The organism is Limnobacter alexandrii, assembly GCF_005871185.1.
Lineage (GTDB): Bacteria > Pseudomonadota > Gammaproteobacteria > Burkholderiales > Burkholderiaceae_B > Limnobacter > Limnobacter alexandrii.
The window spans coordinates 77,876-99,312 of record NZ_SWKN01000006.1; the positions used below are offsets into that span (position 1 = coordinate 77,876).

General features: G+C 53.6%; 13 protein-coding genes. 8 read left to right on the forward strand and 5 right to left on the reverse strand.

The features are described 5' to 3' along the window. Positions 1-3: 3 nt before the first annotated feature. The 3 genes from FCS97_RS00580 to FCS97_RS00590 are packed head-to-tail and all read right to left on the reverse strand — an operon-like array spanning position 4 to position 9,065. A complete protein-coding gene (locus tag FCS97_RS00580; RefSeq protein WP_138515643.1) occupies positions 4-3,282 on the reverse strand; it encodes a glycosyltransferase in 3,279 nt (1,092 codons plus the stop codon). A gap of 12 nt (positions 3,283-3,294) precedes the next feature. Next, entirely contained in the window at positions 3,295-7,338 is a 4,044-nt protein-coding gene (locus FCS97_RS00585; RefSeq protein WP_138515645.1) for a translocation/assembly module TamB domain-containing protein, read from the reverse strand. Then, positions 7,335-9,065, reverse strand: a complete 1,731-nt coding sequence (locus tag FCS97_RS00590; protein ID WP_171035106.1) for an autotransporter assembly complex protein TamA — start codon at positions 9,063-9,065, stop codon at positions 7,335-7,337. The genes FCS97_RS00585 and FCS97_RS00590 overlap by 4 nt, the downstream gene beginning before the upstream one ends. Positions 9,066-9,637: 572 nt before the next feature. Between FCS97_RS00590 and FCS97_RS16595 the strand changes: the two genes are divergently transcribed. After that, positions 9,638-12,724, forward strand: a complete 3,087-nt coding sequence (locus tag FCS97_RS16595) for a hypothetical protein (protein WP_212746418.1) — start codon at positions 9,638-9,640, stop codon at positions 12,722-12,724. Positions 12,725-12,840: 116 nt separating this feature from the next. After that, positions 12,841-13,668, forward strand: coding sequence for a hypothetical protein (locus FCS97_RS00600; RefSeq protein WP_138515649.1), 828 nt, complete (start codon positions 12,841-12,843; stop codon positions 13,666-13,668). A gap of 75 nt (positions 13,669-13,743) precedes the next feature. Here FCS97_RS00600 and FCS97_RS00605 read toward each other — a convergent pair whose 3' ends face one another. Together FCS97_RS00605 and FCS97_RS00610 are read right to left on the reverse strand one after the other, a co-directional pair. Continuing rightward, positions 13,744-14,817: a 2Fe-2S iron-sulfur cluster-binding protein gene (locus tag FCS97_RS00605; protein WP_138515651.1), complete on the reverse strand. Its 1,074-nt coding sequence runs from the start codon at positions 14,815-14,817 to the stop codon at positions 13,744-13,746. A 12-nt stretch (positions 14,818-14,829) separates the two neighbouring features. After that, on the reverse strand, positions 14,830-16,032 hold the full coding sequence (locus FCS97_RS00610) for an alkane 1-monooxygenase (protein WP_138515653.1): 1,203 nt from the start codon (positions 16,030-16,032) through the stop codon (positions 14,830-14,832). A 179-nt stretch (positions 16,033-16,211) separates the two neighbouring features. On the opposite strand from FCS97_RS00610, the gene FCS97_RS00615 reads away from it, so the two are divergent. From FCS97_RS00615 to grxD, 6 genes are all read left to right on the forward strand, one after another. Then, the gene (locus FCS97_RS00615) at positions 16,212-16,856 is read left to right on the forward strand and encodes a TetR/AcrR family transcriptional regulator (protein WP_171035107.1); all 645 of its coding nucleotides are present in this window, start codon (positions 16,212-16,214) and stop codon (positions 16,854-16,856) included. Between the two features lie 126 nt (positions 16,857-16,982). Further along, positions 16,983-17,726, forward strand: coding sequence for a response regulator transcription factor (locus tag FCS97_RS00620; RefSeq protein WP_138515657.1), 744 nt, complete (start codon positions 16,983-16,985; stop codon positions 17,724-17,726). A gap of 54 nt (positions 17,727-17,780) precedes the next feature. Beyond that, positions 17,781-19,049: a glutamyl-tRNA reductase gene (hemA, locus tag FCS97_RS00625; protein WP_138515659.1), complete on the forward strand. Its 1,269-nt coding sequence runs from the start codon at positions 17,781-17,783 to the stop codon at positions 19,047-19,049. Beyond that, on the forward strand, positions 19,050-20,132 hold the full coding sequence (gene prfA / locus FCS97_RS00630; RefSeq protein ID WP_138515661.1) for a peptide chain release factor 1: 1,083 nt from the start codon (positions 19,050-19,052) through the stop codon (positions 20,130-20,132). Beyond that, the gene (prmC, locus tag FCS97_RS00635) at positions 20,129-21,052 is read left to right on the forward strand and encodes a peptide chain release factor N(5)-glutamine methyltransferase (RefSeq protein WP_138515663.1); all 924 of its coding nucleotides are present in this window, start codon (positions 20,129-20,131) and stop codon (positions 21,050-21,052) included. The genes prfA and prmC overlap by 4 nt, the downstream gene beginning before the upstream one ends. A gap of 12 nt (positions 21,053-21,064) precedes the next feature. Next, positions 21,065-21,409, forward strand: a complete 345-nt coding sequence (grxD, locus tag FCS97_RS00640) for a Grx4 family monothiol glutaredoxin (RefSeq protein WP_138515664.1) — start codon at positions 21,065-21,067, stop codon at positions 21,407-21,409. Positions 21,410-21,437 lie beyond the last annotated feature (28 nt).

Sequence of the window (21,437 nt, forward strand, 5' to 3'; positions counted from 1 at the left end):
TGATCACTCAAGCGATGTTTTTACGGAGCTTACCTCACCTACCCCCAATGAGGACAACAGGCCTCGCCAGTGTGTTGCCACTTCAGCCTGTTTAAAACGATTCGAGTCCAGCAAGGCCTGTGCGCTTAACTGGGCATGATAAACAGGATCTGCAAAAATCGAGTCAATTGCCTTCGCCAAAGCATCGACATCGCCAAAGGGAACCAACATGCCGGTGCCTGCGTGTTGGATTAATTGTGAAGGGCCGTAGGGTACATCGAAGGCAACAGGTGGGCAGGCGTGGCAAAGACTTTCCATGATGGTCAGGGAAAATGCCTCTGCCTGACTGGTCAACAATGACAATCCGGCAGATCGATACTGAACTGCGGGATCATCCACCCAGCCATTCAGACGAACCTTCTGCACAAGCCCCAGCGTCTGAATTTGCTCGCGCAGGGCCATCACCAGCTGATTGGTGGGCGACAAAGGAAAGCCATAGAAGTCCAGCCTTGCTTGCGGATAACGCTCAGTAAGCCTGGCAAATGCGGCAATCGCCAACTGGTGATTTTTCTCTGGACTGTAACGCGCCATGCAAACAATTCGAAATCGATCACGCTGATCAAATGACGGTACAGACCGATCCGGCTCATAGGCGTGACCAATCGAAAATATTCGTCCTTCACCAAATCGGGACTGGATATCGATTTTCTGGCTGTTCGTCAAAGTGACGATTGCGTCGGGTTGCTGCACATCGGCCAGAATGTCTTTGAAGTTTGAATTGACAGGGCTGACATGCAAATCCCGCACGGTCTGAGTGTGCAGTGCATGAATCACAGGCACCACCGCAATGCTGTGTGGTGTTGTTTGATGAACCACATCTCTTGCCGCGATCGCCGGTTTGTACCAATAGCGGTTTTTATCGACCACCAACACATGCTTGCCCCCCGCTTGCTTCAACATGGAGGTCAATGCATGGGTAATCAGTGCCTCCTCGCTTGAGAATGAGGCCTTTAACTCGCCACGTTCACCACACACGCGAATGTTCTGCAGCGTCATCTTGCCCTTGTGCGTCCGATAAATCTTGACCAAGGCCACGGTTCCGTTGGGTCGCAAATAATGCTCGATAGTTGGTGCACCTTTGTCATTGAGGTATTGGATGCAGCTGAGATGCCCGCGAGAGTCAAAAATTTCCTTGCAAAGCTTTAGGCCATCACCAAAATGATTGATGTGCAGAATTGCATCGCTTGTCGGGTGACGAACAACGTACATCAACAAATGCCCATCGGGACCTGCCACTCTGAAGTCGCGTCGCCCCTCCACATGGCTTATTTTCCACAAGGGGTTCCGCTCAATTGACTGCCCTGTATTCAGCGCAACTGGCGCTGTTTCGGCATCCTGCAAATAATCGTAGATCGACCTGCACGCCACCTTCAAACCCTGAATGGATTCGTGCAACCGCGGATTAAAGCGACTGGTTACCAAAACCGGGGCTTTGTTCAATTCTTCAACAAACAAACGACTGCGAAGTAAAGCCGCATTTTCAACGCCTGATCGTTGAAAACCCATGTCTTGATTCAAGAACCAGAATTGGGTGTTTTCGATACTTGAATTCAGCCTGCCAGGTTCCCGAATGCTTGAGACACTCAATTGCTTCACTGGCTTGAGCAAAAACTTCCGGTAAGCCACCAAACCCGAGACGTAATGTTCAACATCATCAATACGTACGCGGTAAGCATGGTGGCGAATAAAAAATGCACCATTTAAAGTGTCTGGTTTTGCAAAGTACATGGCCCATTCCGGCCAAAAATACCCGGTTAACAGGTAGTTCGCACGCCAGTGCATGGCACGGTAAAACTTCTCGACATCCACTTGTGCATACAGATCAGCGAACTCTGGCATGCCCTGCAAACGCGAGAGCATTTGTTCGGCTGCCATCATCAATTCCAGCAAGGTTGGAAAGGTGGTAATGCGGTCTAAGACAAAATCCAGGTGATTCGAAAAGTTACGAATGCCGAACTCGAAGTACACGCGTTTAGGCCGGTACAGGGTGAGCTCGTTGACGCAATAGCTCATCCAGTGATCGTTTGCTTTCCAGTGGCGCGCTTCAATGAAATATTCAAAAGCAAGTTCTACAGCCTGAAGCCACATAGGGCGGCGCGTAATTTTGTACAAGCGCATCAAGGCGAATGCGGCCTCGCCATCGTAATAAATAATCCGGAACTGTTCTTTAACGGAAAGATCGGGATAATTCAGCACATGTACAAATTGACGGGTAGTTGGGTTGAGCATGGCCACTATGCCTTGGGCCAGTTGTTCCATTAACTCAATGTACCGGGTGTCGCCGGTCAGCTCGGTGTATTTGGCCAAGGCCAATATGCACACCGCATTGCCACCCAGCTTGATCTCATTGCCGGTGTCAACCAGAAACGCGGCTTGAATGCCGCCACTCAGTGTTACGTGCTTAATGAGATCATTCGTCAAACAATGCAGCGAACGATCAATTGCAGACTTCAACAAGGCACTTTGGGTCAGCTCCCAGGCCTCAATCATTGCGTAAGTTGAACTGGCATGACGCAAGGTGTTGTAGGTTGGAATTTCCTTGTTGAAACACGGAAACATGCCATACACAAACACACCACTGTCCTTGACCTGACGCGCCAGAAATTCACTGGCATTGAATACCAGTTGCTGGCACGACTCCGCATCCAGATTGGGCAACTTGCGCCGCCCAACCGCAACACCAGCCGGCTCCAGGGTGTGCACCACCCCATCGGTGCCCACATAAGCACCTTGGGTTGAAAACAGGTACACGGGCTGCGCATCGTCGTGATTCAGTACAAACGACTTGCCATATTTTTTGCGGGCGTACTTTTCAAAGTTTCCGACACTGAGTTTGGCAAACTCTTCCTCGGAGCCACCGTACAACATGGCATTGCCGTTAAGTTCACCCCACAAAAAGGCATGCCTGAATTGCGGATCCAGCGCAATGCCGTGGCTGAAGTAATTTCGTTTCGTGTTTGAAAGCAGTTTTTTCAACTCGGCCCATGTCATTGCCTGGATGTCACAAACCCAGTCCACTCGCACATGTTCAGCATCGACTATACTTTTTCGAAACGACTCGGAAACATGGGCGTGCAAGGCTCGCCAGCTGGCCTCAAAAGACTGCCCAACGAACACCTCGACAGTGGCACGCTCTATTCCATTCGAATGCGACAACATCAATACACTGTTGCCCTTCCTCTCGACGGAGCACAATGCTTCAAGGTGTTTGCCGAGTTTTTCAAGCCTGCCAGAATTCATCATGTTGTTGTGCTGTCAGTCAAAAGAGAATTGATAAAGTGCATCCACCGCGTTGTCCGCACCGGCCCGTGCAATAAAACTCAACCGTCGAGAATATTGATAATTCAATTTAATGATGCTGGCTGCCGTGGTCACTGACTGATCGAAGCTTAAATACACGCGGTCACTGAACCGTTTGCCCAAGGACACAATCCGCTGTGACAACAAAGGATCATCGGAACCGATCACATTGGCAGACGCATCTGCCCCCGGTGCAATTGCAACCTGGCTGCCCACGGCGCGAGAGTCTGCCGCGGTTAAAGAACCCGTGCTCAAACTGAGATCATCAATACCAATCGACTTTGCAATTTTACGGGTGGTGCTTTCGTCATCATCTCCAAAAATGGCAGCGGCGGCAGTCAGCAACAATGTTGAATCACGGTCTGCAGAGCCACTGCCGCGACCAAGAATCATCCATGACAATTTTTCGGAATCGGGTACTGCTGGTTCGCTGACCAACCTTACACTGGGTCGTTGCGCGGTCCCTGTGACTTCTACACCCGCCTCAACCGCCACACCCTTACGCACGGCGCGCACATTCAAACCCGGGTTATCAAGGGGCCCCTGGAAGTTGACCACACCTCGATCAATTGTAAGGTCCTGTCCATAGGCACGGTAGGTGCCGTCAACTGTTTGAATGGTGCCAGTGGCACTCAAGCGTCTGCCCGATCGGCGCTGACCACTTCCGCCAACACCTTCCAGCATCACCAGTCGCACCCCACCTTCCAGCCTGCTTCTCAAACCTTCGGCATTGATGTAAAACCGTTCGCCCAAATTGGCCCGAAGTTGCAAATTAATGGGCAGCCCTTGCCCAGCCAACTCGCTGCGCCCTTGAATAAACACATCGTCGCCCAGCGTTTGAGGGCCACTTTCAGGCATTTCGAAATAAGCACCCAGGGTGTCAACTTCACCACGAATCTTCAAGGGCTCGCCGTCAACAGCAGGCTGTTGAACAGTCACTTTCGAATTCAACATCATCCATCGGTCCGGGCGTTGAAGCAGGGGCACGCGGTCCATCGACAACCTTATTTCACCGTTCAATCCGGTCAAATTCCAGACCCCCTCAACCTTCACTTTTCCGTTGCCCTGAATCAGCGGGCCCAATTGTTCGATGTAACGGCGAGGTGGGCGGCGGTTGTAGACCGTGAACTCAAAGGCATCGATGCTGGCCTTGTCAGTGGTGAAATCAACAATCACATTGCCGTCTTCCAGGCGAACGCCTTGATCAAGCTGAAACACATCAAGATCCATGGCGAACAAACGGCCCTGAACATCCGGATTGTTCGCAGTGCCCGCAATGGCCATGGCCACCTGCCCGGTCCCGCTGGTTCGCACACCGCCGCTGATCATGGGGCCAAGCCAATTCAACTCGGTAAAACCTGCAGCCACGGAGCCCTGCATGGGCTCATCACCGGCAATTGCCCAAGCCTTGGTTTGCAGGTTTTGTTGAACTGGCAGCCTCAGGTTGGCAGAAACCGCGCCGAAATCATCGGCCAGAATGTTGACATCAACACTTGCCGCCTCACGATTAAAATCCAGACTTGCAACCATGGTGCGAATGTCCACATCCACCTGCGAGTCTTCCAATATCTGTAAGCCACCAGACACATGCTGAATGTCAACATGACCATCCACCTTGTTTGGATTGGCCAGGTAGTTCCAGCGCACACTTGCTATCAAATTCCTCGGTTCCACGGTCAATTGCTTTCGCAAGATTGGCGACATTCGGGGAAACGAAAATTGCGGCATTTCACCCTCAACCCGCACCTCCCGATTTGCAATGCGAAGAATCCTGTTGTTGATGACCGACGTGTCTTCCCCCTTGATCACCAGGTCCTGTAATTCAATGTATCCGGGGGCCAAGGTGAGGGGTGCGGGGGCTTGCAAAGCCAGGCTGCGTGCAGGAATCCACATGCCCTCCACTTTCAGTTGGGTTAGTTGACCCTTCCAGCCAGAAGTCGACTTTGGAATTTTCAACTCCCCCACGCCGCCATTAAACGCAAACTCTCCTTTCAATTGACGCTGACGACTAAAAGGCTGCAGCCCACTTGAAAAAACACCCTTTAATTCATGCCGGCTGCGCACACCACGCAATGTTAAAGTCAAGTCATTCAAGGCACTGGCCTGCTCGCCCGGTACCTTGACATTACTCGCCACAATGTCGCCTACCCAGGCCGCATTCGGTGCCGATCCCAGCTTGAACTGGCCAGACACTTTTTCGATTTGCAAGCTGTTGTCCAGCTTCAATTGCTTTACATCAATATTGCCTTCACCCGAAAAATTGCCGTTGAACCCACGCACCTGGCCTTGCAGTCTTGCAGTCCCGGACAAGTCCATGCGAATCAGCTTGCCCAGTCTCGGCAGTTCATCCAGATTCAGATCCAGATCCACAAAGTCAGCCTGGGTTCCGTAGCTGCCGCTTGCTCGAAGGGTGTTGCCCACCACATCAAGATCGAGCATCAAATCGGTTAAGCGCGACAGGCCACCATTGGCCTTGGCGATCAGGGTCAAGGGGGCATTGGCCAATCGGGAGTTGCTCAAATCAAGATTGAGTTCGCCAACCGGATCAAATGTGTTCCCGGCTTGCGCCAAGACCCCACGAAAAGCAGCCTTTCCATTCAAATCGCCTTGCAGGAGTGGACTGGCATTGGGCACGTAATTGGCCGGGTTGATTTTTGACAGGTCCAGTTGAATATTGGCGGGCATTTTCCCGGACAAGTCCACAGAAACCTGGCCCTGAAGGGCAGCCTCACGATCGCGCAAAATCAGCTTGCTCAACCGCAAACGCTGACCAGTTTTTGCACCTTGAATATTGGCATTTAACGCCAACCGTTGAGGCAGTTGCGCCAGCACCGACGCATCAACATTATTCGCATCAAGCCCAAAACTGATGTCGCCAGCCAAAAAATCTACAACAACATTTTCATCGCCCGCAACGGGCGCGCGCCACTGAAGAACGGCTTTGGCCTGCCCGGCGCGGCGTTTTCCATCCGCAAACTGAAGTTCATCAACCCAAACATCCAACTGCTGTGGAAGTTGATCACGCAACGCCAATTTGAAACGGGTTTGCACAACGGAAATGGGTACCCCACCTGCTTGCACGGTTGCGGGTTGCGCATTGCGAACAGATATATCACCCACGGTTTCAGAAAAATCATCATTGGGCTGAACATTTGCAGCAATCGTGAGCGCCGCACGGGGGGCACCATTGAACCAATGTGCAGGGTTGAAATTTCGGGCGTCCAATTGAACGGTTTCAACAGGCGTTGAACGAAATGGCGTGATCACCCCCTGAGCCTGCGCACTTTGGCTTTGATCGGCCCTGCCGGGGTTCTCTCCTTTGGCATCTATGGTCAATTCAAGACGCTCCAGAGAACCTGTTGCCGCAACATGCGCATCCAGCAACAGGTCATCAAAACCACGCTGTGCATTCACCGAACCGTCGATTTGGTAAGGCCGCTCGAGTGTCAAATCAAACCGGGATGTAATCTGCGTGTCCTGTACATTGACCGAGAAATTACCAACACTCAATTGGCCTGACTGCACCGCCGCAGAGGCTTGTAGTTGCTTGATCACTTCTCCATTGACCAGCAACTGCGCCACATCAAATTGATTCAGTTCAATGTCAACAGGCACGGTCACGCGCTCGGGCAACATGAACGGCTCTTCATCTTCAGAAGGCGGCGCGTCAACGCGAACCACCGCGGCAGACAAACGGTTGATTCGAATCAGCCGGTACCACAGTTCAGACCAGTCCACAGTCAACTGGACTTGCTCAGCCTCCACGGTTGTTTCATTTTGTCGCCATTGAACAGATTCAACATGAAACCCGGTCCACAAATTACCGCGGATTTCACCGAGCTCAAGCCTTGATTCTTCGCTGGAATTGATCAGGTTTTGAACTGTTCCCGCTGCAAATTGCAAACCCCTTTCCGAATGAATCACCCAGGCTATGCCTGTCAAGCCTGCAGCAGCGATCAGAATCAACATAAAAAACAAGGTCAGAACACCGCGCTTCAAAATGCCACCCCCAGCGCAAAATGTATTCTTAAATTGTCTTGGTCAGCGGCCTTGGCCACATCAAACGCAATCGGGCCTGCCGGGGTTTTGTATCGAACACCCACACCAATCGCCGGTTTGGGATCAAAGTCACCCCAGTTGTCCGACACATCACCCACGTCCGTAAATACTGCGGCACCCAACGGTCCACCATCAAACCACCGTGTGTACTCCAGGCTGCCAATCATCAAACGTCGGCCACCCACCAAAACCCCTTGATCGATTACGCCCAAGTCAAGAAAATCGAATCCACGCAAACTGTTTGTGCCGCCCGCGCGAAACAGATAATCCTGGGGAATGTCGCGCCGGGCACTGGCCACTACCGTACCCACTTCGAACCTTGCAGAAAAAAGATTCTCCCGGGATGGCGACCAGAATTTTTGTGCCCTTGAGTACAAGCGAACAAAATCCTGATCAGAGGCAAACTGCTCAGAAGCCACCGCCAACTGGCTAAAAACGATATAACCCTCCGTTGGATTCAAGCGGTTATCAACCGCGTTTCTCGTCCAGGATGTGCTTGCAACAAGCGCTTGGGTTTGTCCAAAGTTAACGCCCAGTGCTCTGCGTTCTTCAAGCTGAAAGTTCAAGCCCAGCCGGTAATCATTGATGCCTTTGTTGAACTCCCGAATGGCACCGATTGACGAACGATCCACCTCGAGGTTTGATATTTCCTGGTGATCGAAAGCCACCCCGACAGAATCTGTAACGCCACGCTTTGACGGGGGTAAAAACACATCGGCATAGGCGGATTGACGTTTTTGCTCCAGCCGAACACCAGTGACCAGCGAATAGGCCCGATCAAACAAATTGTTGTATTGATAAGTTGCCTCGGTTCTAAACCCTGTGTTGGAACTGTAACCTGCACCAAAACCGAGTCGCTTGCTGTCACTTTCCATCACGGTGACCTCAATGGGCACATTACTTGGCTGGCGATCATCCGCATCAATTTTCACATCCACCGCTGAAAAATAGCTTGTGCCCTGGAGATCGGCCAACAGCCGCAACAAACGCTCCTGTTCGTATCGATCACCCGGACGAATCGTGTTGTAGCGGGAAACCAGGTCCTGAGGATATTTGCTCAACCCTTCAATTTGCAGTTCTCCGAAGGTGAACACCGGCCCGCTGTCATAAACCACGCTCAGGGCGACCGTGTTGTTTTCCGGATCCACATTGGCCAGGCTTTCTGAAAGGGTGGCTGCTGCGAAGTCCTTGGCCAGCAGATCACGTAGAAGGCTGTCTTTGCTTGCACTCCAGTCCGCCTGATTAAAGGGCTGATTAACACCCAGCAACCATAAAGTTTTCAAACGCTCACGGCGTTGCGCAAATTCATCTTGGTTGATTTCACCATCGAATTGGATATCCACCGAGACAATTTTACTTTGCACTCCCGGCTCAATCTTGATGTTCAGCGGAGGTGCCACATCCTCAGGAACTGTTTCATCAACAATTCGCTGAATGGAGGGGGAAAAGTAACCCTCAGTGCCTAACGCATCTCGAATGGCGGGTCGCAACCTTCTGAACAATTGCCACGCATCCCCGTTGTCGTTGACCTGGGCAGTCAACTGAATTTGTTGTGTGGCCCGCTCAACCAAAGCCTTGAATTCATCTGGAATCTGATAGTTGACCACCGGGGGCTCAAACTCCGTGACAATGTCCTGCGCCTGCACAGTGCCAAGCTGCAGAGTCATTGAACTGAATGCGACACAAACCCATCGCACAGCCGCAAGTTTGTGCTTACTCAAAAACTTCCTCATGCTTTCCTGTACAGATTGTTCAATGCTTCCCGAATGAATACTTTGACACCCCAAAAAGGTATCCAGAAATAGGCAGACTCAAATAATCGATAAAAATGCAGAAATTTACGCTTGTCGTGAACAAATTTCCCAGTCAAACAACGTAACGCCGCAATTTGTTATCGGAATAATTCTAAGAACCCCCACCCAAATGAGTCCCCCATAACCATCTTCATGGTCAGACACCTGCGCAAAAAAGCGTCCTCATTCAGGATTTCAAACTAAAAGCGGTCTTTATTTAAACAGAGCAAGGATCGCCGCAAAATCTTCCGCAAACCCCGATAGAAAACAATCTTTTCATAAAAACTAGAAACTTGATTAACAATCAGATTATCCCTTCCACAAGGGGAAAACATATTCTGGTGGATATTTTCACTTTCCTGAATCCAATCGAAACTGCTGTGAGTAAAACGCTTATAGCAGTGAACTTGCCTAACAAACTCTCTAGCGCCAAGGAAATTAAAATCATGGAAAACCCAAATCCCAATGTGGGCATTATTAAAACAGCAGGTGGCCTGCAAGTTGAACGTGGTGGTCAAATCATCAATCTCAGCCAAGGTGACGCCCTGAAATGGAACGATGTAGTTACCAACACAGGAACCCAAACAGCTGAGGTGTTGATGCCCGCAGTATCCGCCGGACACGGCGATACCTTGCTGCAACTAGCCCCCAATGCCTCTGCCAAACTGGAAGAAATTTCCTCAACCGTTGCAGACGGTGCCACACGTACTGAAGTGGTTGCGCTTAGCGAAGGCGTTGAGCTGTATGACATCGACAACGATGTGAGTTCCGCCATTTTGACCCCCTACGAAGGAACTATGTCTGGCCTGGTCGGCGCCGGTTTGTTGGCAGGCGGCAGCGCAGGTGCTGGCGTTGGCGCAGCAATTGGTGGCGCAGCCTTGGGCGCGATTGCCTTGAGTGATGATGGCGACGACACTGTAACAACAGTAGACCCCAGCGACGACAGCGATTCTGACTCTGACAGCGATTCTGACTCCGACAGCGATTCTGACTCCGACAGCGATTCTGACTCCGACAGCGATTCTGACTCTGACAGCGATTCTGACTCCGACAGCGATTCCGACTCCGACAGCGATTCCGACTCCGACAGCGATTCCGACTCCGACAGCGACTCTGACTCCGACAGCGATTCCGACTCCGACAGCGACTCTGACTCCGACAGCGACTCTGACTCCGACAGCGATTCCGACTCCGACAGCGACTCCGACAGCGACTCCGACAGCGACTCTGACTCCGACAGCGACTCCGACAGCGACTCCGACAGCGACTCCGACAGCGATTCTGACTCCGACAGCGATGCTGAAGGTGATACATCTGGTTTGATCGGTGGTGTTGAATCACTCAACGATGGCTTGGAACAGACTCCACTCGCGCCAATCACCGCAGTGACAGGCGCAGTGAACGACGGCCTGACGACCGTATCCGACGGCATTGCCAGTGTGGCCGACCAAGACCCCACAGGCGTTGCCAACCTGCTGGCTGAAACTGTTGGTCAGCCTCAAGAAGGCTACACCAACGAGCAAGAAGGCCTTGCCGGTACAGTGAGCAACCTGTCTCAAGGCCTTGCTGAAGGCGCAGAGCCAACACCGCTAGACCCAGTGGTAGACCCCTTGGCACAAACCTTGGGTTACAGCGAGAACGAGCCAGCAGCGCAGGAAGGCATGCTCTCGGCGGCCGCGGCCAACCCAAGGGCAAGAAACCGAGGTGAAGTCGACGGTGTTGCCCAAGGCTTGACGAAGGCAGGGAACGTTTTGGCCTCAGATGAGAGCCCACTGAGCCCATTGACTGCCGGCATCTTGGCGCCAGTCAATGGCACAAAGGAAGACAACACAGGCTCACCCGGCGTACCAGGCACTTTGCAAGAAGTAGCTGAAGGCTTGACCGACTTGACCAACCCGAACAGCGCTTTTGCGCCTTTGGCTCCGCTTACCAGTGGTTTGGCCTTCGTGGTAGCCGGTGGAGAAGACCCAACCGGCGGACAACTTCCTGAGCAACTATCAGGTGGCTTGGCCGGTGGTGTGGCCATGCTTGGTGAACAGGCAACTGGCAATGCCGGCTCTGCCGGTCCGGGCGAACCACTTGTTGAAACCGTGGGCAACCTGCTCGGCGGCGAGCGCGCAGAAGATGATGGCGGCGAACCCGGCGAAGGTGAAGAGCCTGGAGAAGGCGGCACAACCGGTACACCACTGGACGTGATCCTTGACCCGGTCGCTGACGCAATTGGCGGTGGCGCTCCATCACTGCCAGGCTTGCCTGGTGGCGGTGAAGGTGGCATTCCAGAAACTCCGCTGTCACCCTTGACAGACGCGTTGATGGAAAATGCAGACCCAGCCGTTTTCGCTGAAAGCCTGGCTGGTGTAATCGAAGACATCGGCACCAACACTCCACTGGAGGCTGTGACTGATCCACTGGTTGAGGCACTTCGTTCCGGTGGTCTGCCAGACATGGGCGGCGGTGACGATGGCGAAGAGCCTGGAGAGCCTAACCCAACTGCCGGTCCAATCGAAAGTGCGGCCCAGCAATTTGTGGATGTAGCCCCAATCGAGATGATCCCTGCAATTGGCCAGCCAATTGAAGACGGTATCGTGACTGGTGCTGCCGCACTGGACGGCCTGCTGGCCGGTGGCATCCCAGGCGCACCTGCAATCCCAGGCCTGCCTGGTGGTGACGAAGGTGAGCCAGGTGAAGGCCCAACAGGAACACCACTGGATGCAGTATTGGCTCCATTGGTTGGTTTGACCGAAGGTGGCTTGCCAGAACTTCCAGGTCTGCCTGGTGGTGATACCGGTGGTGAAACACCCGCACCTAATCCAGATGCAGGTCCGATTGAAAGCGCGGCCCAGCAATTTGTGGATGTAGCCCCAATCGAGATGATCCCTGCAATTGGCCAGCCAATTGAAGACGGTATCGTGACTGGTGCTGCCGCACTGGACGGCCTGCTGGCCGGTGGCATCCCAGGCGCACCTGCAATCCCCGGTTTGCCCGGTGGTGACGAAGGTGAGCCAGGTGAAGGCCCAACAGGAACGCCTCTGGACGCAGTATTGGCTCCATTGACTGACCTTGCTGGTGGTGGTTTGCCAGAAATCCCAGGCCTGCCTGGTGGTGATACCGGTGGTGAAACACCCGCACCTAATCCAGATGCAGGTCCGATTGAAAGCGCAGCCCAGCAGTTCGTGGACGTTGCTCCAATCGAAATGATCCCTGTAATTGGCCAGCCAATTGAAGACGGCATCATCACTGGCGCCATGACACTGGACGGCCTGCTGGCCGGTGGTATCCCAGGTGCGCCTGCAATCCCAGGCCTGCCTGGTGGCGGTGAAGGTGGTACCGACGGCCCAACAGGAACGCCTCTGGACGCAGTATTGGCTCCATTGGCTGACCTGGCGGGTGGTGGTTTGCCAGATGCTGGTGCACTGCCAATCCCGACCGATCCGTCTGCTCTGACAGATCTGCTCGGTGGCACAGGCTCACCCCTGGGTTCACTGCCAGGTGCTGACGACCTGCCGACAATCCCAGGCCTGCCAACTGCCTAATCCGCAGAAGGTCCTGATAAAACCCCTCTTCGGAGGGGTTTTTTTTTGAATCCAAATTGCTGCGCCTGGCAGTAAAAATAATAACTTTACCGACAACTCAACGGACACATCACCTCATGAGCACGGCACCCCAAATTGGCACCATTGCCTCTAAAACCGACAAGCTTTTGGTTCAACGCCAAGGCGAGCAACTCACCTTGCGCCAAGGCGATGCAATTTTGGCAGGCGATGTTTTACAGAACAAAGACCTGGTCGCCGTGGATATTGAGCTGCCCGGGCAAGCCGCCGGTCAGGCCGATTCACTGGTTACCTTAGCCCCTGAATCCGCAGCTCAAATTGCCACAAACTCGGCAGCGGAAGGCGGCATGATTGAAGTGACTTCGTTGACAGAAGGCGTCGAACTCTTTGCAGTCAGCGAAGGCACAGATGGTGCCATCTTGCTGGCCGATGCGGGGACGGGCTTCAGCGGACTAGTCGGTGCGGGTCTACTTTCAGCAGGCGGCGCAGGTAGTGTCAGCGGCATTGCAACCGCAATCGGTGGTGGTGTGGGCGTTGCGGCACTCGCGGCCTCGTCTGGTGACGATACAAACCTGGAAGGTTCTGCATTCACGGATGTGCGGGTGGACAACGGCGACGACACAACCTCACCTGTCGACAATCCGGAGAATCCCGACGAAAGCGAGAATCCAGACGAAGAGAACCCTGATAATCCCGAAGACCCTGTTGATAACCCAGAGGAACCCACTGATCCTGTGGATGAAGGAACTACAGGTACGCCATTGGATGCCGTTCTGGATCCCTTGGCCGATGCACTCGGCGGCACACCATTGTCGGTGATCTCCGACCCACTGTTTGATGCCCTGGGGTCTTTGCCTATTGGCTCGGCACCCAACCCAGCCGATGCGCTTCCACTGGATGCAATCACCGGCAATCTGCCAGTCTGATTAAAAAGCTTCAGCTCCAACAAAAAGCCACCTTCTCGGTGGCTTTTTTATTGTCTACAAATACTCTGTAGCAACTTATTCAAATTTGTCGTATCGAATGTTCTCCGCCTTCACACCCAGCCTGGAGAACTTGGAGATTGCGGCATCAATCATGGCCGGTGGCCCACATAAATAAGCCTGCACCTCGGGCCAGTCCAGTTGTAACTTGTCCAACTCGTCAGTCACATAACCGCGTGCGCCGGTCCAGTTTGAATTGGCAGGCTCTTCCGACAACACCTGCTTGAAGTTCAATGAACCACGCCAGCCTTGCTGAATACGACCGATTTCTTCGTCTGCATACAAATCACGCTGCGTGCGCGCGCCAAACAAATAAACCGCATCGCGCGTTTCTCCCGCCCACTTGGCCTGCTCCAGCAAACTCAAAATGGGTGCCATGCCACTGCCACCGGCCACGCACACAATCGGCGCAGGCTTTTCACCTTCAGCTGGGCGCAAGTAAAAATCGCCAAACGGCCCGCTCATGCTCAAGCGGGTTTCCTGTCTGTTTGCAGCAAACAGCCATTCAGTGAACTTGCCTCCCGGCACCTTTCGCACATGAAATACCAGTTCATTGGCTTCCTGGCCTTTCGGTGCCATGGCAAAGCTGTAATTGCGCGACAGGCTGAACTCCTCAAGCCGAATTTCAGCATACTGCCCCGCCTTGAACGGCATGGGGTCATCCAGCGCCACACGCAATTCCACGATGTCGTGGGTCAAATCTTTTTGGCCCACAATCGTGCCGCGGGTTTCAACCAAACGGTCACCACCGGAAGTCAACTCCACTTCAATTTCCAGATCCGTTTCTGGAATGGACTGACAGGCCAATATCATTCCAGCTTTCAAATCCTCGGCACTCAACACATAACTGGAGTCAGTCAGCTCACGCACTTTGCCGCTTTTCAACTTGCATTTGCATTGGGTACAACTTCCCACCCGGCAATTGTGCGGAAACCCCAAACCAGCAGACAAGGCCGAGTTCAAAATCACCTTGCGGCCTTTCTCCACCTCGAAGCTTTGCCCACCTGGGGCCACACTCACCTTGTGGGTCACCTTGCCTTTCTTGGCAGCTGCCGCACCGCCCTGCAATCCAAACCATTCAAGCAATTTCATGGCCCTCTCCTTTTACGCGGCAGCGCGGTTGAATTGTTGCTTGGCTTGCTGCCCCAACTGGGCTGATTTCAAACCTTTCATGCCGCTTTTCACACTGGCTTCAATGGCCAGCTTTTTCTCTTCCGGCGTAGCGAATGTTTCATCCCAGTGGTTCAACAAAGGCGTCATTACCTTCTTGTATAGCGGGGGCACCAAGGCCAACAAAATCGTACCCAGATAACCCGTTGGCAGCATGGGGGCATGGCGATAACTGCGCAGGTTCCAGTATTCTTGGTCGGCCTCGGCATGGTGGTGTGAATGACGGGTTAGCGCGTACAGCAAAGCTGTCGACACAGAGGCATTGGTATTCCAGCTGTGGCGGGGCTCTACCTTGTCCTCAGGGCGGCGAACAATGCCGTAATGCTCCATGTAGTTCACGATTTCAAGCAAGGTTTTACCACCTGCACTCATGATCCAGAACATCACGACACCCGCCCAACCACCAATGTAATACGAGGCAACAAACAAGCTCAGGCTCATCAAATTACCGCGCATCATGCGGCTGTGAACAGGGTTCCAAACCGACTGGTTGAACTTCGCCAACCGCTGCTTCTCCAGCTTCGAGGCCGACTTGTAACCACCAATCGTACTTTTCAGCACAAAGCCATATACATTCTCACCGCGCTGCGCTGTGGCGGGGTCTGCGGGCGTACCCAGGTTTTTGTGGTGACCGTACACATGCTCAATCGCAAAAGAAGCGTCACACGTAAACGCCAGCATCCAGCGCCCCAAAATCATGTCGCGCATGCTGTAAGTTCGGTGGGTCAGCTCATGGCCCACATTGGTGCCACCGGCGCCAAACAAAAAGGCACCGGCCACAGCACCTACAAACCACTGATACCACGTAGTGTCTGCTTGCAGCTGCAAGCGGTCATAGCCAAAGGTACTCTTCATAAAAGCATCAATGCCCAGCACATCAACCGGTGCCACCGCCCAGGTGAAGCAAAGCGTCACCCACATCAAAATCGGCAGTGTCAACCACAACATCAGGTTCAGGAAAAACTCGCCCTCCATCCGTGGTTCACTGCGGTCATCTGGCAACAAAACATCGCCCAAGGCCACAACAAGCACCAAAGCAGCAATGCCGGTGTACATCCACGCACCGCCCTGCATCATGGCGTGCATCACGCCAATCGCAATCAGCGGAAAAGTGGTGAATTTAAGGTAGTGCAACATAGGTGGTCTCCCGTTGTGGATGCCCAATAGTTGTTGTTGGAAGGGCAAGGTCTATCCCGATGTGAATGATGTTAACGATTGTAAACATGCTCGTCAATACCCTTTGTCATCAATTGGATAAAACTTCTAAATCACGGATTCATAACAGCTGTTCGGGTTTTGGTTATAATCAGTCGCTTATGACCTCCACTGCATCAACCATCCATGGCCGCACCCGGCTTATTGAAGCTGCCCTGAACCTGAGCTATCACCGGCGAAGTTTCTCCAGCCTCGGCATTCGCGAAATTACACGCGAGGCCAAGCTGTCTGCGCCCGCATTCTATCGGCACTTCGAAGACCTGGCCGACCTCGGCACAGCGGTTATTCTGGAAGTAGAAAAAGCTGTACTCGACGCCTTCACTGAAGTACGCATGAGTACCGCCAAAGAAGCGGACCTCGATATTCGCCCCATGCTGGTCAAACGGTTTTTTGACTGGGCAGCCGACAATCCAAAACCCGTGGTGGTGGGCGCCTCCGAAGCATTCGGTGCCTTGGAACGTATGCGTGACGGGCTCAAGAAAACAATTCGGGCGATCAGCGAAGACATCTGCAGCGACGACCGCATTGCAGCCCTGCTGCCCGGTTTGCCCAAAGAAGAAATGATTGAAGTACTGGAAGTACTGGCTCAAAACGTTCTGTTCATGGCCGTGGAGTATGTCGAAAAGCCCGATCAGCGACAGGCCATCTACGACAAAGCGCTTCGCATTGTCGCCGTGATCTTTGCAGGCGCCCATGCCACTCACGCCATGAAGCTGGAACAGGAAGGCATTCAGACAGCTGATTGATAAATCAGCACCCAGCCCAATTTAACAAAAAAGCAACATTGTGTTTCACAGTCTGTTTAAAGGATTAAACTGTCAACACACAAATTAACATTGTGGTAACAAAATCCCAAAGCAGGAGCCACACCCATGCGCATCGCCATTCTCGAAGACGATCTGACCCAAAGCGAAATGCTGCGCTGGGTGCTTGAATCGGTCAATCACAAATGCCATTGTTTCGCCACCTTCAAAAGCTTTCAAACCGCGCTGTACCGCGACAGCTTTGACCTGGTGTTGCTCGACTGGGTGTTGCCCGACAGCTCTGGCCCCAAAGTCATGCACTGGATCCGTGAAACCCTGCACATCAAGGTACCCGTGCTGTTCATCACCTCCAAAACCGACGAAGAAAACATTGTTGAAGCGCTCAATGCAGGGGCCGACGACTACATGATCAAGCCCATACGCCGGGGAGAACTGATTGCCCGCGCAAACGCCCTGCTGCGCCGAGCCTACCCGGAACTGACCGCCCCGGAAGTCTTTGAAATCGCCGACCTGGAATTTCATCCTAAGTTTTCCACCATCGTGCGCCACACCAAGCGCGTGGTCATGACCCAGAAGGAATTCGACTTGGCACTTCTGCTATTTCGCAATTTGGGCAAGCCACTCTCTCGCTCACACATCCAGGAAAGCGTGTGGGGGCGCGACACCGATCTGCCCTCTCGAACCATGGACACGCACATATCCCGTGTTCGTTCCAAGCTGGCTTTGCGGCCCGAGCAAGGTTTCCGCCTGACCCCCGTATACGGTTTTGGCTACAAGCTGGAACAAGTTGACCACGAAGGCAAATCTGCTGACCTCGAAAAAATCAAACGCCAACTCGCCGAGAACGATTGAAGGCGTATTCGCCATAGCGGGTTATAATGAAGGGTTTTCCGCCCAGTAGGTATTATGGAGCTTTTCGCAGTCGGCCTGAATTATCAATCCGCACCGCTCGCACTTCGCGAGCGTTTGGCGTTTCCGGCCGAGCAATTGCAAGAAGCATTGCGCGCGCTGGCCCAGCGTGTTCAAGCCCCTGAGGCAGCCATTCTCTCCACCTGCAACCGCACTGAAGTGTATTGCGCAGCCAGCAACATTGAACAACTCAAAACCGATTTGCTCGAATGGCTGGCAGTCAACCGCAACATTCCCACCACTGAACTTGGCCCCCACTTGTACATACTTCCGCAGCAGGAAGTGGTGCGCCATGCATTCCGTGTGGCCAGCGGACTCGACTCCATGGTGCTGGGCGAAGCCCAAATTCTGGGCCAAATGAAGCAGGCCGCCCGCACTGCTGAAGAAGCGGGCACGCTGGGCCAAATGCTGCACCAACTGTTTCAGCGCACGTTCTCTGTGGCCAAAGAAGTACGCTCGCACACCGAAATTGGCGCTCATTCCGTTTCAATGGCCTCTGCCGCCGTGAAACTGGCCAGCCGTATTTTCGGTGACCTCAGCAAACGCCATGTGCTGTTTATTGGCGCAGGCGAAATGATCCAGCTGTGCGCCACGCACTTCGCTGCCCAAAACCCGAAAAGCATCACCATCGCCAACCGCAGTGCAGACCGCGCCAATCAACTTGCTCAAACCCATGGCGCCAAAGTCATTGGCCTGGCTCAAGTGCCAGAGCAACTGGCGAAAAGCGACATCGTGATTTCATGCACCGCCAGCACACTGCCCATCATTGGCTTGGGCATGGTTGAAGCGGCCTGCAAAAAACGCAAACACGAACCCATCTTCATGCTCGACCTTGCAGTGCCACGCGACATCGAAGCCCAAGTCAGCAAGCTCGACGATGTATTCCTGTATTCCGTCGACGACCTCAGTCAAATTGTTCAGGAAGGCCGGGAGCAACGCGCCGCTGCCGTGGAACAAGCCGAGGCCATTATCGAATCACAGGTGCAGGGCTTCATGCGCTGGATGAGCGAACGCTCCCTGGTGCCCACCATTCAAGACATTCACCAGAAAGCCGACGACATCGCCCAACTTGAACTGGAGCATGCCCGCAAACAACTGGCCAAAGGCACGCCCGCCGACGAAGTGCTGCAACTGATGGCCCACCGCATGAGCGCCAAATTCATGCACGGCCCCATGCAAGCCCTGCACCAGGCCAGTCCGGCTGAACGGGAAGCCCTGCTGAAGTGGCTACCCCAGCTATTCAACATTAAAAACACCGACAAATAGATGAAAGACAGCATGCGGAACCGGCTCACGCGCCTTAGCGAGCGCCTTGCCGACCTTGAAGATTTTTTGTCGTCCCAGAACGCCGCCAACGACATGGTGCAGTTCAAAGCCATCACACGCGAACGCTCCGAGTTGCTGCCTGCCACCGAGCGTTTTGCGGAATATCAAAGCCTGGAAGCCGACCTGAACACCGCTCGCGAATGGCTTTCAGACCCCGACATGCGTGACATGGCCCGCGAAGAAATTGCGCAGAACGAAGCAAAACTTGCGCAACTCGAAGCAGACCTTCAACGCTTGCTGCTGCCCAAAGACCCCAACGACCACCGCAACGCCATGCTTGAAATTCGAGCAGGCACGGGTGGCGATGAATCAGCCCTGTTTGCAGGCGACCTGTTTCGCATGTACACCCGCTACGCCGAACGCCAGGGTTGGCAAATTGAAATCATGAGTGCCAGCGAATCCGAACTGGGCGGCTACAAAGAAGTCATCATCCGCTTGGCTGGAGAAAACGTGTACAAACACCTGAAATTCGAGTCGGGTGGCCACCGTGTTCAGCGCGTGCCCGCCACCGAAAGCCAGGGTCGCATACACACCTCTGCCTGTACCGTCGCGGTAATGGCCGAGCCCGATGAAGCCGAGGAAATCGAAATCAATCCCGCTGATTTGCGCATCGACACCTACCGCGCCAGCGGTGCGGGTGGCCAGCACATCAACAAAACCGACTCCGCCGTGCGCATCACCCACCTGCCTACAGGCTTGGTGGTGGAATGCCAGGATGAACGCAGCCAGCACAAAAACAAAGCCAAAGCCATGAAGGTGTTGAATGTTCGCCTTCAGGACAAAATTGACCGTGAACGCCAAGCCGCTGAAGCCAGCGAACGGCGCAGCTTGGTCGGCTCTGGCGACCGCTCAGAACGCATTCGCACCTACAACTTCCCGCAGGGGCGAATGACAGACCACCGGATCAACTTGACCCTGTACAAACTCGACTACATCATGGATGGCGACTTAACCGACCTGATGAACGGCCTGACCGCTTTCCACGAAGCCGAACTGCTGGCCGAAATCACCGCCAAAGAATGAGCACACTGCCCCAACCCACTGTTGATTCAGTACTGCAACAAACCCGGCAAGAAACCGGCCTGCCCGCCAGTGAACTTCGCATTCTCATGACCCACATTACCGGTCTTGATCGTGTAAACCTGGTCACCAAAGGCAACCGGGAATTGCCCATGGACCAGCTCAGCGCCTTCAAGTCACTGGCCGCCAGAAGGCAACAAGGCGAACCCATCGCTTATTTGGTGCAACAGAAAGAATTCTATTCACGCCCGTTTTTTGTGGACCCACGGGTGCTGATACCCCGCCCGGAAACTGAAGAGCTGGTGGAACATGCACTCGGCTTTTTGCAAAACAAATCCACGGAAAACCTGCTCACCCGCGTACTCGACATTGGCTGCGGCAGCGGTGCCATTGCTGTGTCATTGGCGCTTGAAAACCCGATACTTGAAGTAACCGCCACCGACATTTCAGCCGACGCCCTGTGGGTGGCCCAGTACAACGCCAATGAATTGGGCGCGAAAAACATTCGCTTTGTTCAATCCGATCTGTTCGAGAATTTGCTGAATCAAACACCCCCTTTGGCCTTTGACCTTATTTGCAGCAATCCACCCTACATTGAACGCGGCGACGAGCACCTTTCTCAAGGCGACCTTCGGTTCGAGCCCCAACAAGCCCTGACAGATGGAGGCGACGGCCTGCGCTTTTACCGCGAAATTGCCCAGCACAGCCCAAGCCTGCTGCGGGCGGGTGGCGGCGTATTGGTTGAACATGGCCACATGCAACAAGAGGCCGTGAAAGCCTTGTTTTCCCAAGCCCCCTATGTGCATGTTCAAGGCCTGCCCGACTTGGCCGGCACCCCGCGCTTTGTGTTTGCCCGCATTGAAAACGAGCGTTTTATACCCATATCCAGTACACTACAGGGTTGTAGCAATTCATCCAATTGAAAGGAAGTTTTTATGAGCGTTCGCGATTCCATTCACGAAACCGTCACCAGCCACCCCGTGGTTTTGTTCATGAAAGGAACAGCCCAGTTCCCCATGTGCGGGTTTTCTGGTCGCGCCATTCAAATCCTGAAAGCCTGCGAAGCTGAAAAAGTGGTCACAGTGAACGTGCTGGACGACCCTGAAATTCGCCAAGGCATCAAAGACTACGCCAACTGGCCCACCATTCCGCAACTGTATGTGAACGGTGAGTTTCTGGGCGGCTGCGACATCATGATCGAGATGTACCAAAGCGGCGAGCTGCAAGCACTGATTGCTGCCGCCAATGCGTCCACAGATGCAGCCAGCAAGTCCGAGTAAATTGTGAAACCGGCCGCACCAATTACCG

Bases quoted from the DNA above. Each gene is read 5' to 3' on its own strand.
- FCS97_RS00600 (WP_138515649.1), top strand. From the start codon at position 12,841: ATGAGCACGGCACCCCAAATTGGCACCATTGCCTCTAAAACCGACAAG.
- FCS97_RS00610 (WP_138515653.1), bottom strand. From the start codon at position 16,032: ATGTTGCACTACCTTAAATTCACCACTTTTCCGCTGATTGCGATTGGC.
- FCS97_RS00580 (WP_138515643.1), bottom strand. From the start codon at position 3,282: ATGATGAATTCTGGCAGGCTTGAAAAACTCGGCAAACACCTTGAAGCA.
- prmC (WP_138515663.1), top strand. From the start codon at position 20,129: ATGAGCACACTGCCCCAACCCACTGTTGATTCAGTACTGCAACAAACC.
- FCS97_RS00615 (WP_171035107.1), top strand. From the start codon at position 16,212: ATGACCTCCACTGCATCAACCATCCATGGCCGCACCCGGCTTATTGAA.
- prfA (WP_138515661.1), top strand. From the start codon at position 19,050: ATGAAAGACAGCATGCGGAACCGGCTCACGCGCCTTAGCGAGCGCCTT.
- FCS97_RS16595 (WP_212746418.1), top strand. From the start codon at position 9,638: ATGGAAAACCCAAATCCCAATGTGGGCATTATTAAAACAGCAGGTGGC.
- FCS97_RS00605 (WP_138515651.1), bottom strand. From the start codon at position 14,817: ATGAAATTGCTTGAATGGTTTGGATTGCAGGGCGGTGCGGCAGCTGCC.
- FCS97_RS00620 (WP_138515657.1), top strand. From the start codon at position 16,983: ATGCGCATCGCCATTCTCGAAGACGATCTGACCCAAAGCGAAATGCTG.
- grxD (WP_138515664.1), top strand. From the start codon at position 21,065: ATGAGCGTTCGCGATTCCATTCACGAAACCGTCACCAGCCACCCCGTG.
- hemA (WP_138515659.1), top strand. From the start codon at position 17,781: ATGGAGCTTTTCGCAGTCGGCCTGAATTATCAATCCGCACCGCTCGCA.
- FCS97_RS00590 (WP_171035106.1), bottom strand. From the start codon at position 9,065: ATGACTCTGCAGCTTGGCACTGTGCAGGCGCAGGACATTGTCACGGAG.